Source organism: Streptomyces sp. NPDC001380 (assembly GCF_042895785.1).
Taxonomy (GTDB): domain Bacteria; phylum Actinomycetota; class Actinomycetes; order Streptomycetales; family Streptomycetaceae; genus Peterkaempfera.
Map to the genome: position 1 here is coordinate 1 of NZ_JBIAWP010000023.1, position 12,610 is coordinate 12,610.

A 12,610-nucleotide genomic window follows, 5' to 3' on the forward strand; every position below is an offset into this window, starting at 1 on the left:
CTGCCGACCTGGCCTTTTCGGGCCCCGCCGGCGAGGTCAGACTCTAGCGAATCCGGACCCGAGGTCCAAACCCGCCGCATTTCCCTTTTCCGCACGAGCCGAATCCACGGCGGACAGCGGAGGACATGAAGTACCGCCGCAGGCCGTGGGCCCGAGTGGTTGCGGAGTGGCTGCCCCGGGACCGTCCGCGCAGAGCGCGCGCCCGGTGCCCCCTGTCAGGCAGCCCGACGTACGCTAGGCACTTCGCCCTGCGGTGTCAAGTCGAGGCCCGACACTGCGTCAGCGAGGTCCTGATGCCTTCTCAGAGTGCACGGTTCGTCGGCAGCAGGAACTCGCACCACACCGCTTTACCCCCGTCCGGCGTACGGCGGGTCCCCCAGCTGGAGGCGATGGTGGCGACGATGGCGACACCGCGGCCGGACTCGTCCCCGGAGGCCGCACGGCGGCGGCGCGGCAGGTGGTCGTCCGCGTCGGTGACCTCGACGATCAGCCGGCGGTCGGTGCGGCGGATCCGGAGCCGCATCGGCGGTGCGCCGTGGGTGAGGGAGTTGGAGACGAGCTCGCTGACGGCCAGGACGCCCAGGTCGCGCAGTTCGTCGCCCAGCCGCCAGCTGGAGAGCACCCCGGTGGTGAAGGCGCGGGCGCGGGCCGCGGTCTGGGGCGTTCCGATGAGGTCGAGGGAGGCGGCCCGGAAGAGGTCGGCGCTCTGCTCGTCCCGCTGCGGCAGCTGGAAGGCGAGGACCGCGACGTCGTCGTCGTGCTCGGGGGTGACGCCCATGGCCCGCAGCAGCCTGGAGCAGAGGACGTCCGGCGGACCGGCGGGCCCGGCGGGGCCGGCGAGGGTGCGGTCGAGCATGTCCAGGCCGACGTCGATGTCCTCGCCGCGGCGTTCGACCAGGCCGTCGGTGTAGAGGACGCCGGTGGCCCCGGGGCTGAACGGGACCGAGCCGGAGGTGTGGAGCCAGCCGCCGGTGCCGAGAGGCGGACCGCACTGGTCGTCGGCCCGGGTGACGGTGCCGTCCGGCTCCCGGATCATCAGCGGGAGGTGGCCGGCCGAGGAGTAGGTGATGCGGTTGTCGTCGGGGTCGAAGACCGCGTAGAGGCAGGTCGCGATCTGGGTGGCGTCGATCTCCATGGCCAGGCCGTCGAGCAGCTGCAGGACCTCGTGGGGCGGCAGGTCGAGCCGGGCGTAGGCGCGGACGGCGGTGCGGAGCTGCCCCATGACGGCGGCGGCGCGCATGCCGCGGCCCATGACGTCGCCGATGACCAGCGCGGTGCGGCCGCCGCCGAGGGTGATCACGTCGTACCAGTCGCCGCCGACGGCGGCGTCGGCCCCGCCGGGCTGGTAGATGGCGGCGACGCGGAGGTCGTCGGGCTGCTCCAGCTTCTGCGGGAGGAGGCTGCGCTGGAGGGTGACCGCCGCCTCGCGGTGGCGCCGTTCGCTCTCCCGGAGGCGTTCGGCGACCTGCATCTGGTCGGTGACCTCGGCGCCGAAGATGAGGACACCGGCGACGTCGCCGTCGTCGGCTGCGGCGGCGGCGGTGCCGGCGCGGCGGCGGGCAGTGAGCAGCCCGAGGGCGCCGTGGCCGTGCCGGGCGTCCTGCGGACCGGATCCCCCCCGCCCGCCGGGGGCCGCGGGCCCGCCGGGGGTGCCCGGGGCGCCGGCCGCCCCGGTCGCGAGGGCGGAGAGCTGGGCGCCGAGCGGTTCGCCGGCGCGGACGGGTGCGCAGACGAAGCTGTAGTAGCGGTGGCGGTCCGGCGCGGTGGGCAGGACGACGCGGCGCGCCTTGACGGTGCGCGGGCGGCGACTGCGCAGGACCTGGTCCATGAGCGGCAGGAGGCCGAGTTCGGTCAGCTCGGGCATGGCCTCGACGGCGGGCGCACCGGAGGGGCGGGGCCCGAAGACCTCGGTGTAGGCGTGGTTGACGTGGCCGACGTGGTGCTGGGGCCCGTAGGTCACGGCGACGAGGGCCGGGATGTGGGCCAGCACGTCGTGGACGGACGGCTCGGGCCGGCCGGGGGGCCCGGGGTGGCCGGGGACGGGCGTGCCGTCCCGGGGGGTGCCGTCGCCGGGGGCGTGCCCGGCGGGGGCCTCCGTCCGCGGTCCGGGGCGGGCCGTCGGGACCGCGGCCGCGCGGGAGGCGTCGGCGGGGCCGGGCGACCGCTCGCCCGCCTGCTGCGGGGCGGTACGCCGCTGTGCTCCGGGGAGCCGGGCGCTCCAGCGCATGAGATCCAAGTCGCCGCTGCTTCCTCGCGTTCCTCGTGCCTCGTCACTCCCCGCGTGCGTCCTGGTACGCGGGGTCGTGGCCCAGTGTGACCGATGCGGACGGTCGGCGGTGCCGGGTCCGGCCGCGCCCGGGGCACGCTGCCCTGCATGATCCTCGACGGGGGCGCGCCCTGCCAGCCCCCGGAGGGTCAGCCGCCCGGCCGGGCCGGCGGTTCGGGAGGCTCCGGCGGTCCGGAGTGTCGCGGGGGCGCGGCGGGGGCGCGCCCCATGGCGGCCTCGAACTCGGCGCGCGGGTGCTCCAGCGAGCCGAGGGAGACGACCTCGCGCCCCGACAGGCCCGCCAGCAGCCAGTCGGCGAGGACGCGGGCCTTGCGGTCGAGGGTGGGCATCCGGCCGAGGTGGTAGGCGCGGTGCAGCAGCCAGGCGGGGCGGCCGGTGACGCGGCGTCCGAGGAGCTGCGCGACCCCCTTGTGGAGTCCGAGCGAGGCGGCTGCGCCGGTGTGGGCGTGGCGGTACTCGGCCTGCGGCTCGCCGCGCAGGTGGGCGACGACGTTGTCGCCGAGGGTCCTGGCCTGGCGGACGGCGTGCTGCGCGTTCGGGGCGCAGGTCTCGCCGGGCCGGGTCAGGTCGGGCACGGCGGCGCAGTCGCCGGCCGCCCAGGCGCCGCCGGTGCCGGCGATCCGGAGAAACGTGTCGCAGCGGACCCGGCCGCGCGCGTCGCGGGGCAGGCCGGTGCCGGCCAGGACGGGGGCCGGACGGACGCCGGCGGTCCACACCAGGGTGCGGGCGGCGAACCGGCTGCCGTCGGACAGGACGACGATGCGGTCGGCGAAGGACTCCAGGCGCGTGGAGAGGCGCACCTCGACGTTGCGTCCGCGCAGCTCGGAGAGGGTGTACCGGCCGAGCGCGGGGTCGACCTCGGGGAGGATGCGGCCGGCCGCCTCGACCAGGACCCACCGCAGGTCGTCGGGGGTGACGTTGTGGTAGTAGCGGGTGGCGTGCCGGGCCATGTCCTCCAGTTCGGCGAGGGCCTCGACGCCCGCGTAGCCGCCGCCGACGAAGACGAAGGTGAGGGCGGCCTCCCGGATCGCGGGGTCGCGGGTGGAGGAGGCGATGTCCAGCTGCTCCAGGACGTGGTTGCGCAGCCCGACGGCCTCGCCGACGGTCGTGAAGCCGATGCCGTGCTCGGCGAGGCCGGGGACGGGGAGGGTACGGGAGACGGCGCCGGGGGCGAGCACCAGCAGGTCGTAGGGGATCTCCAGGTCGGGCGCGCCGGTGGAGCGGGTGGCGGGGGTGGCCGCGCGGGCGAGGCGGGCCGCGTGGTCCAGTCCGGTGACCTCGCCGGTGACGACGGTGCAGCCGCGCAGCGCCCGGCGGAGCGGGACGACCACGTGGCGGGGGTCGATCGCGCCGGAGGCGGCCTCGGCGAGGAAGGGCTGGTAGGTCATGTACGGCTGGGGCTCGACGACCGTGATCTCGGCCTCGTCGCGGCGCAGCCTGCGCCTCATGCGGAGCGCGGCGTACATGCCGACGTGGCCGCCGCCGACGACGAGGACGCGGGCGGGCGGGCGGCCTCCCGGCCGGCGGTCGGCGGATCCCTGCGGTGGTGTGACCTGGTTCACGTGTCCATGACGCCCTGCCGGGGGCCCTCTTGTCCACAGTGCGTACGGGATCGGCGGGGCCGAAGTTGCCGACGGGGCGCACGGGGGCCGGCGGGGAGCGGGCGGGGACGGCGGTGCGGCCGGACGGCACCGGCGCCGCGAGGGCGTCCGCGCCGGTCCGGCGGGCGGGGGTGCGGCCGCGGGGCCGGGGCGGCCGAATCCGCGCCGTCGCCCCTGTCGGAGCTGAACCCCCATCAACTATGGTCGGGGGACCAGCGGACCGGCGTCCCGGGCTCGTCGTCGGCACAGGCGGTCGCGCTGCGTACAGGCGCGGTGACCAGGTCCCGGAGGGGTGCCGTTTCCAGGGGCCTGCACGGCCCGGTACCGCGGCCGGACGGGTCGGCGGGGAGGACGCCGAGCGAGCCGGCGACGTGAGGCCCGGAGCGCCGGGGGGCGCGGGGGCATGGTGGGCGCCTGCGGGAGCGGTGCCCACGGGGGGAGGACTGGGCTATGGATCAGCAGGAGCGGGCGCGGGCGCGCCTGTCCGCGGCGGTGGGCACGGCGGAGGCGCCGCGGATGCGCGGGCCGGAGGCCGGCGGCCTGCCGCCGCGCCCGGCCGGCCGGGGCGGGGCGGAGCACGCCGTGCCCGAAGCGGGCGCGGCGCGGCAGGGCGTGGCGGAGCAGGGCGGGTCCGCGGCGGTGCCGGGGCCGTGGGTGTCCGGCGGGCGGTACGGCCGGGCGGCGGCGGCCCCCGGCCCGGGGCCGGGCGCGGTTCCGGACGTGCGGCCGGCCGGGTTCGCGCAGGCGGGCGGCAGGCTGCGGGTGGACGCGCGGCGCAACCTGGAGAGCGTGCTGCGGGCGGCCCGGGAGGTCTTCGGGGAGCTGGGCTACGGCGCGCCGATGGAGGAGGTGGCGCGGCGGGCCGGGGTGGGCGTCGGCACGGTGTACCGGCGGTTCCCCAGCAAGGACGCGCTGGTCCGGCGGATCGCCGCGGAGGAGGTCGCCTGGCTCACGGCCCGGGCCAGGGAGGCGCTGCACGGCGGCTCCGACCCGTGGGAGGCGCTGGCGGGCTACCTGTCCCGGGCGGTGGCGACCGGCGCCGGGCGGCTGCTCCCGCCGGTGGCCTTCCGGCAGGCGGAGCGGATGGCACGCGGGGAGGGCGCCGGGACCGCGGAGGGCGGGGGAACGCATGCCGGGGGCGCGGAACCGGCGGGCCCCGCGGCGGGCGCGGGCAGGGCCTCCACCGGGCAGGGCGTCGTCGCACCGGGGGCCGCGGCGGCGGACGGCGCGGGCGGGGACGACGCGGGGGCCTGGAGCGGTCCGGACACGGACCCGGTGGTGCTGCTCGACCTGCTCGACGCGCTGGTGGGACGCGCCGACGCGGCGGGCGTGCTGCGCCCGGGGGTGACCGTGGCCGACGTGGTGCTGGTGCTGACGGCGGCGGTGCCGTCGTACCCGGCGGCCCCCGCGGGTGCGGCCGGTCCGGGCGGCGCGCCCTCCGAGCGGCTGCTGCGCATCCTGCTCGACGGCCTGCGGACGGCCTGACGGGGCGCGGCCCGGGGGCCCCGGGACGGGGCGCCCGGGCCGACGGCACCCGGGCCGACAGCCCGTCGGGCCGGCGTGCGGACACCGGTCCCCGGTCCCCGACCCCCGGGCTGTGAGCTGCGGGCCGCGGTCCCTGGGCCGAGGGCCGCCGACGGCGCCGGAGGGTGCGGGAGGACCCGTGGCGGGGCCCGGCGGAGGGCCCGGACCGGTGCTGGAAACCGCCGAACGGGTGACACCGGCGGACGGCGCCGGTGCGCACCCTCCCCTGATGGGTGGGTTGTTCCGCCGACCGGGGGTCCGGCACGTGCCGCTGTGCCATTCTGTGCCGGTGATCGGAGGCCAGAGCCCTGCGGGAGCGTCGGCCGGCCGCCCGGCGGCCGCGCCCGACCGGGCGGATGTGCGGTACGGCGGCGACGGTGGGCGCTGAGGGCCGGGACGGCCCCGGCCGCGGCGGCGACGGTTCCGGACCGCCGCACGGAGGCGGGCCGGACGGCCCGCAGGAGCCGCCGCCCGGCGGCCACGTGCCGGTCCAGGGCCGGCCGCCGGACGAGGAGGCGCTGACCGGGCCGGGTGCCGCCGGAACGCCGCGCGTGCCGGGGCAGGCGCCCGCCGGGTTCGGCGGGGTGACCCCGGCCGCCGCCGCGCCGGCCGGCGGGGCGCCCGGGCGCGTGCCCGCGGTCCCGGCGCCCGCCGACCCGGTGGACGGGGACCTGCCGCCGTCCGACGCCGAGCTGGCGGCGCGGGTGCGCGGGGGCGACGACGGGGCGTACGAGGAGCTGTACCGGCGCCACGCGGACGCCGTGCGCCGGTACGCCCGCACCTGCTGCCGCGACAGCTTCACGGCCGAGGACCTGGCGGGCGAGGTGTTCGCCCGCACGCTCCAGGCCCTGCGGGCGGGCCGCGGACCGGACCTCGCCGTACGCGCCTACCTGCTGACGGCGGTGCGCAACGTCGCCGCCGCCTGGAGCCGCGGCGAGCGCCGGGAGCACCTGGTGGCGGACTTCGCCGCCCTCGCGGACTCCTCCGCGGCGCAGGGCCGGCCGGACGGCGCGGACCCCGGTGCGGACGCATGGGCGCTGGCCCGCGCGGACCGGCGGATGGTGATCCGGGCGTTCACCGCCCTCCCGGAGGAGGACCGGGTGGTGCTCTGGCACACCGAGGTCGAACGGGAACCCCCGCGCCAGGTCGCCGTGCTCCTCGGCAAGACCGCGAACGCCACCGCCGTGCAGGCGCACCGGGCGCGGGACCGGCTGGCGGCGGCGTTCCTGCAGGCGCACGTCTCGGCGGTGCAGGACGACGCCTGCCGCCGGCACGCCGAGCGCCTGGGCGCGCACGCCCGGGGCGCGCTGCGCAAGCGCGCCTCCGCGGAGACGGAGGCGCACCTCGCGGGGTGCGACCGCTGCTCGGCCGCCTACCTGGAGCTGCTGGACCTGAACGCGGGCCTGCGGGCCGTCCTCCCGGGCGGGGTGCTCGTCTGGGTCGGTGCCGGGTACTTCACCGCGGCCGCCGTCGCGACGGGGGCGGCTTTCGGCGGCGCGGCGGCGGGCACGGCCGGCGGCGGCGCCGGGAGCACGGCCGCCGAGGGGATGGGCGCCGCCGCCAAGGCGGCCGTCGGCGCGGTCGCGGCCGCCGCCGTGGCCGGGGTGGTCCTGGCCTACGCGCTCTCGGGCGGCACGGCCCGGCCCCCCGCGCGGGCGGTGCCGCCCGCCGCGCCGTCGCAGGTGGTGCCGCCGTCGGTCCCGCCCGGTCGGGGGACGCCCCCGCCGCGGACCCCCGCGCCGCACCGGACCGGCGACGCGCCGGTGCCGGGGCCCAGGCCCGTACCGGCCCCCGTGCCGCCGCGCGCCGCACCGGCCCCGGACCGGCACCCGGTGCTCCGGCCGGTACGGCGGCCGACGGCCGCGCCGCCGCCCCCGGCCCGGCCGAGGACCCCCCTGCCGCCCGCTCCCCGGCCCGCCCCTGCGCCGCCGCCCCTGCAGGCACCGCCCGCGGTGGACCGCCACTGGCTGGACGAGCTGCCCTTCGCGGTCGTGGGGCCGGCGCGGTCGCAGGGCGTGCACGGTCCGGGGACGGGCTGGTCCTGGAACCGCCACGGGCTCGGCACCGGCGGCGTCCGCTCCTGGCACGGGGTCACCGTGGGGGCGCCGTCGGAGGTGTCGGTCGATCTCGGCCGCCGCTGCGCGACGTTCGACGCCCTGGCCGGGATCGACGACATGGCGCAGGGGCTCGGACGGGTGGTCTTCTCCGTGGTGGGCGGCGACGGCCGGACGCTGTGGCGCTCGTCCCCCGTGGCCGGGGGCGGCACCGTGGGGGTGCACGTGCCGCTGGCGGGACAGCGGTCGGTGCGGCTGGTGGTGGAGCCGGCCGGAGGTGGGTGGAGCCTGCTGGACGTGGCGGACTGGGCGGACGCGCGGCTCGGCTGCAGGGGCTGAGCCGCGCGGGCGGAGGCCGGGGGCCGGGCGGGTCAGACGGCGCAGGACCCGTCGGCGCAGGCGTCGTCCCCCGCGCCCTCCGCCGCTCCGCCGGGGGCGGCGGTCTGCGCCGCGACCTGCTCCAGGACCTGGAGGAAGGTGGAGGCCTCCTGGGCCCCCTGGACGGCCCAGCGGCCCTCGAAGACGAAGGTGGGGACGGCGGTGACGCCCATCAGCTGCGCCTCGGCGATCTGCTCCCGCACCTCGGCGGCGCCCTCGTCGGAGGCGAGGTAGGCGGCGACGCGCTCCTCGTCCATGCCGGCGGCGGCGGCGAGCCGGGTGAGCCGGTCGCGGTCGCCGACGTTGCCGCCGTCGACGAAGTAGTCGTGGAGCAGGGCGTTCTTCAGGCGGGCCTGCACGGCGGCGCCGTACTCGGTCTCGGCGAAGTGGAGCAGGCGGTGTCCGAGGAGGGTGTTGACGGACTGGGCGGACGCGAAGTCGAAGGCGATGCCCTCCTGGCGCCCGACCTCGGCGAGGCGGGCGTTCATCTCCGTGATCCGGTCGCCGAACTTGCGGCGCAGCACGGGCTCCAGGGGCTCGGCCTCGGTGGGCGCGTCGGGGGCGAGCTGGTACGGCCGGTAGACCACCTCAACGGTGTCGGCGCCCGGGTAGGCGGCGAGGGCGCGCTCGAAGCGCCGCTTGCCGACGTAGCACCAGGGGCAGGCGATGTCGGAGTAGATCTCGACCTTCATGGGGTGTTCCGTCCTCGGGTTGCGTCCTCGTACGGGCGGGGTGAACGTCCGGAGGGGCCTGCGGAATTCCCGGGGGCGGGCCGTGACGGGGAGACGACGAGGGCCCCGGCGCCTTCCGGCGCCGGGGCCCTCCTCTGTGCGGAGCGGACGGCAGGGCTCGAACCTACGACCTAAACCCTGGAGGGGTTTCGCTCTACCAACTGAGCTACATCCGCGCGTTCACCCGGAGGAACCTTTCTCCTGGCGACGTGTGAAACTCTACCGGATTCCGGCGGGAGATCAAACTCGTCCCTCGACGGCGGAGTTGGCCGGTCGGGCGGCCGGGGCGGACCCGGCGGCCGGGGCGGGGACGACGAGGACCGGGCAGGCCGCGTGGTGGACGGCGGCCGTGCTGACCGAGCCGAGCAGCAGCCGGGCGAAGCCCCCGTTGCCCCGGGCGCCCACGACCAGGGTGTGGTGGCGGGCGCTGCAGTCGAGCACGGTGGCGATGGCGTCGCCCGGGACGACGTGCAGGGAGACGCGCCCGGCGAAGGGGCGGGGGCGGGCGTCCTGGACGGCGAGGACGCTGCGCCGCAGGCCGTCCCGCGCGGAGTGCAGCAGCCGGGCCACGCCGTCCCGGACGATCTCGGCCATGCCCAGGGTGTAGCCGCCGGGGGAGGGGTCGACCACCGAGAGGACGTACAGGGGCAGGCCGAGCAGCTCGGCCTCCGTCATCGCCCGGTCCAGGGCCCACAGGGAGCCGTTGGAGCCGTCGACCGCGGCCAGGACGCCGGGGGCGAGGGGCGGACCGGGCGGGGTCGCGGAGACGGGCAGGTCGGCGGCGTCCGCGTGGGGCGGCAGGCGGGCCGGTTCGTGGGGGGCGGGCATGGCGGTCCTTCGCGGGAGCGGGGCCCTCGGCGGCTCTTCCCGGGGGCGGCGGCCCCTCTTTGGGGTGGTCGGAACCGCCGCCTCCCATGTAACCCCGGCCGTGCGGCCCCGGCCAGGCAACTCCGGCGGACGGCCGGAGGGGGCGGCCGGAGGGGGCGGCCGGGGAGGACGGCCCAGGCGGACGGCTGGGCAGCGCGGGGCAGCCGGGCAGGGCAGCCGGGCAGGGCAGCCGGGCAGGGCAGGCCGGGGCCGCCGGGAGCGGGTCAGCCCGGGTGGGCGGCGAGGGCCCGGCGCTCCGCGACGGGCATGCCGGTCCAGCAGGAGCCGTTGCGGCGGGCGGTGTACCGCCGCAGCCACAGCTCGGTGGCCACCAGCTCGGCCAGGCCGTCGAGCGGGACGGCGGCGGCACCGTCGGCGGCGCGGGCGACGGCCCGCTGGACGGCGGGCAGGTCGATCAGGCCGAGTTCCGCCAGGAGGGGGGCGCGGAAGAGCTCCTCCAGCCCGTCCGCGGCGTGCCGGAGACCGGACCGGGCGGCCGAGGCCCGGTCGGGGCGCGGCCCCGCGCCCCAGTCGGCGGGCAGTCCGGCGACGCCCGCACCCGCGAGCACGGCGCGCAGCAGGGTGTGGCGGGCGCCGGGCTGCACCCGCAGGCCGTCCGGGACCAGCCGGCAGGCCCGGACCACCTGGTTGTCGAGGAACGGCGCGTGCAGGCGCTGGCCGTACTGCTCGGCGGCCTGGGCGAGGACGCGGTACGCGGCGGCGTGGCGGTGCAGGGCGAGCCGGGCCCGGCGTTCGCCGGGCCGCTCGGACGGGGCGGGGCGGCGCGCGGCGAGCCGCAGGCGCACCGCGACGCCGGAGAGCACGGAGTCGGAGAGCCAGCGGGCGGCGGGACCGGGGGCGCACCAGGTCAGGGCGGCCGCGGAGGCGCTGCCGGGGCTGGTGGCGGCGGCGGGTCCGTGGCGGGAGAGGAGGAGGACCGCGGCGTCCTCCAGCGCCTCCGCGTACGGGGCCCGGGCGAGGCGGCGGGCGGCGCGGAGGACGGAGACGGGGGTGCCGAGCGCGCCGGCGAGGGGGCCCTCGGCGGCGCTGTCGGCGCGGGCGAGGGCGGCGACCGGCCGGACCAGGTCGCGGCGGCGGCGGTCGCGCACCAGGTCGGCGAGGCGGGCGGGGTGGCCGTCCAGGGCCTGCCGGGCGCCGTAGCCGGTGAGGTGGTCGGCGCCGCCGGCGGCGAGCCGGGCGCGCAGCGCGGCGACGTCGACCAGGGCGGGGCCCGGCTCGTCGGTGAGGGGACCGGCGAGCGGGTCGCCGGCGAGGTCGGCGTAGGGCAGGGCGTCGGCGCCGGCGGGGACGACGGTGTGGTGCAGGCACGGCACCGCACCGGCGAGGCTGCGGGCGCGGTCCAGGGCCGGGGCGGGGGCGGGCGCGGTCCCGGGGGCGTCCGGCGCGCCGGCGGGGGGCTGCGCGGGGGGTTCCGCGAAGGTGACGGCGGTCAGGGGGACGGCGGAGGCGTCCGGGGCCGGGGCGGCGTCCGGGGCGGTCCGCGGGCGGGCCCACGACCCCCGGACCGCTCCGCTGCGGGGCCCGTCGTCCGACGGGGACCCGACGCCCCCGGGGGCCGGCGCGGCCGGCCGGGCGGCCGGGGTGGCGGCGGCGAGCAGGGCCAGGGTGGTGGAGGCGGTGCCGCCGGAGAGGTCCGCGCCGATCCGGGCCCGCCGCGGGGCGCCGCCCGGCGGCGGGGGCTGCGTGCGGATCCGGCAGCGGACGGCCTCCAGGAGCGAGCGGGTGAGCTCGCGGACCGCGGGCGCCTCGGCGAGCCGGACCGGTCCGCCCGCGGTCGGGGCGGCCTCCTCGTACGGGGCGGTCTGGGCGCGGCCCGACCGGACGGAGAGCGAGTGGCCGGGCGGCACCCGGTGGACCCCCTGGTAGGGGGTGGTGGTGCCGACGGCCTCGGGCGCCTCGGGGCAGGCCAGCCGGGCGGCGAGGTGGGCGGCGTCCACACCGGCGCCGACCAGGTCGGCGAGCGGCAGGGCGGCGGTCGCATAGGCGGTGCCGCCGCACCACGGCGTGTGGAAGACGGGCAGGACCCCGGCGAGGTCGGTGAGCAGGACGGTCCGGGTGCCGAGCTGCAGGACGGCGGTGTAGCTGCCGGGCCAGGCCGTCAGGTGGCGCAGGGCGCCGCCGCGGGCGGCGGCGAGCCCGGAGCGGAGCTCGGCGTCGGTGGCGCCGCACCGGCCGACGACCGCCAGCCGGGCGGTGGGGGCGGTCCGGCGCGACCGGGGCACCTGCGGGTGCGGTGCGGGGTCCGGGGAGGCGGCGTCGGGGTCCTGGGGGATCGCGGGGAATCCGGTGGCGGACTCGGCGGCCGCGCCGGGCCGCAGGGTGACCAGCCGCACCTCGTCCGGGCGCCAGTCCCCGACCGCCCACAGCGGGTCGGGCCCGGGCCACAGCAGGCGGGCGGCGATGGGGCGCACCGTGCGGAGGGGGTCGGCCCCGGGCTCGCGGGACGGCGCCCCGGCCCCGGGCACACCACCGCTCCAGCCCGCCAACCACCGCATCGCGCCTCCACGGGACCCGGGTTCCCCGTCGGGCACAATCGTGCCACCAGTCCCCGCGGAGTTCTGCGGTGTCGGCACGGGTGATGTGAGGACTCGCGCTCCGCATACGGTGACGTTCCGTCACACAACGGGCGCGGCGGTCCCCGCGGAACCGGCCCGGGCCTCCCCCTCCCCGGCCCGGACCGGCCGCTCGCGGGGGGACGGCCCGGAAAAGCACAGCCCGGGAGGGCGTCCGCACGCCCCCCCGAGCCGGTCCGCCGCCCGCGGGGAATGAGGCGGCGGCGTCCCCCGGCCCACCGGGTCCTCGGACGGCGGGCCGACCCACACCGTCCAGGGAAGCGCCGCCCCACCGGCCCGCACAGGTCGCACGGGCGGGCGCACGCCTGCATGGCACCGGAGCACGCACACGCACCACCGCACCCGCCGCACCGTCGGCACCACCGGGCCGCTCCGCACCTGCCGGACCACGCCCGGCCGCCGCGGAACGGCCCGCGAACGGCGAGGTGATCGGAAACGGTCGGCAACCACGGGCGGGCGCACGCCCGCACAACCGGCAAGCGGCCGGAAAAGCGCGCAATCTCGCCATCCGGAACACCGCCTCTTAACCGTCGGGATGCACCGAACTACTCTGGGTGTGCCAAGGCTGTCGGAA

The 12,610-nt window shown here is 79.3% G+C and carries 7 protein-coding genes and 1 tRNA gene; 2 read left to right on the plus strand and 6 right to left on the minus strand.

Annotation, left to right across the window (positions count from 1 at the left end; translation table 11 throughout):
* Positions 1 to 301: 301 nt before the first annotated feature.
* A complete protein-coding gene (locus ACFY07_RS23640; RefSeq protein WP_390871538.1) occupies positions 302 to 2,227 on the minus strand; it encodes a SpoIIE family protein phosphatase in 1,926 nt (641 codons plus the stop codon).
* 188 nt (positions 2,228 to 2,415) lie between these two features.
* Positions 2,416 to 3,753: an NAD(P)/FAD-dependent oxidoreductase gene (locus ACFY07_RS23645; RefSeq protein ID WP_390871539.1), complete on the minus strand. Its 1,338-nt coding sequence runs from the start codon at positions 3,751 to 3,753 to the stop codon at positions 2,416 to 2,418.
* 585 nt (positions 3,754 to 4,338) lie between these two features.
* Here ACFY07_RS23645 and ACFY07_RS23650 point away from each other — a divergent pair.
* The gene (locus ACFY07_RS23650; RefSeq protein ID WP_390871391.1) at positions 4,339 to 5,373 is read left to right on the plus strand and encodes a TetR/AcrR family transcriptional regulator; all 1,035 of its coding nucleotides are present in this window, start codon (positions 4,339 to 4,341) and stop codon (positions 5,371 to 5,373) included.
* A 416-nt stretch (positions 5,374 to 5,789) separates the two neighbouring features.
* Positions 5,790 to 7,805, plus strand: a complete 2,016-nt coding sequence (locus ACFY07_RS23655) for a sigma-70 family RNA polymerase sigma factor (RefSeq protein WP_390871393.1) — start codon at positions 5,790 to 5,792, stop codon at positions 7,803 to 7,805.
* Between the two features lie 32 nt (positions 7,806 to 7,837).
* Here ACFY07_RS23655 and ACFY07_RS23660 read toward each other — a convergent pair whose 3' ends face one another.
* From ACFY07_RS23660 to ACFY07_RS23675, 4 genes are all read right to left on the minus strand, one after another.
* The gene (locus tag ACFY07_RS23660) at positions 7,838 to 8,536 is read right to left on the minus strand and encodes a DsbA family oxidoreductase (RefSeq protein WP_390871395.1); all 699 of its coding nucleotides are present in this window, start codon (positions 8,534 to 8,536) and stop codon (positions 7,838 to 7,840) included.
* Positions 8,537 to 8,678: 142 nt separating this feature from the next.
* Positions 8,679 to 8,751 (minus strand) — tRNA-Gly (locus ACFY07_RS23665).
* Positions 8,752 to 8,815: 64 nt separating this feature from the next.
* A complete protein-coding gene (locus ACFY07_RS23670) occupies positions 8,816 to 9,403 on the minus strand; it encodes a universal stress protein (RefSeq protein ID WP_390871397.1) in 588 nt (195 codons plus the stop codon).
* A gap of 263 nt (positions 9,404 to 9,666) precedes the next feature.
* On the minus strand, positions 9,667 to 11,958 hold the full coding sequence (locus tag ACFY07_RS23675) for an asparagine synthase-related protein (protein ID WP_390871399.1): 2,292 nt from the start codon (positions 11,956 to 11,958) through the stop codon (positions 9,667 to 9,669).
* Positions 11,959 to 12,610: the final 652 nt, after the last annotated feature.

Coding starts and splice junctions, on each gene's coding strand:
- ACFY07_RS23640 (WP_390871538.1), bottom strand. CDS start 2,227: ATGCGCTGGAGCGCCCGGCTCCCCGGAGCACAGCGGCGTACCGCCCCG.
- ACFY07_RS23645 (WP_390871539.1), bottom strand. CDS start 3,753: ATGTACGCCGCGCTCCGCATGAGGCGCAGGCTGCGCCGCGACGAGGCC.
- ACFY07_RS23650 (WP_390871391.1), top strand. CDS start 4,339: ATGGATCAGCAGGAGCGGGCGCGGGCGCGCCTGTCCGCGGCGGTGGGC.
- ACFY07_RS23660 (WP_390871395.1), bottom strand. CDS start 8,536: ATGAAGGTCGAGATCTACTCCGACATCGCCTGCCCCTGGTGCTACGTC.
- ACFY07_RS23670 (WP_390871397.1), bottom strand. CDS start 9,403: ATGCCCGCCCCCCACGAACCGGCCCGCCTGCCGCCCCACGCGGACGCC.
- ACFY07_RS23675 (WP_390871399.1), bottom strand. CDS start 11,958: ATGCGGTGGTTGGCGGGCTGGAGCGGTGGTGTGCCCGGGGCCGGGGCG.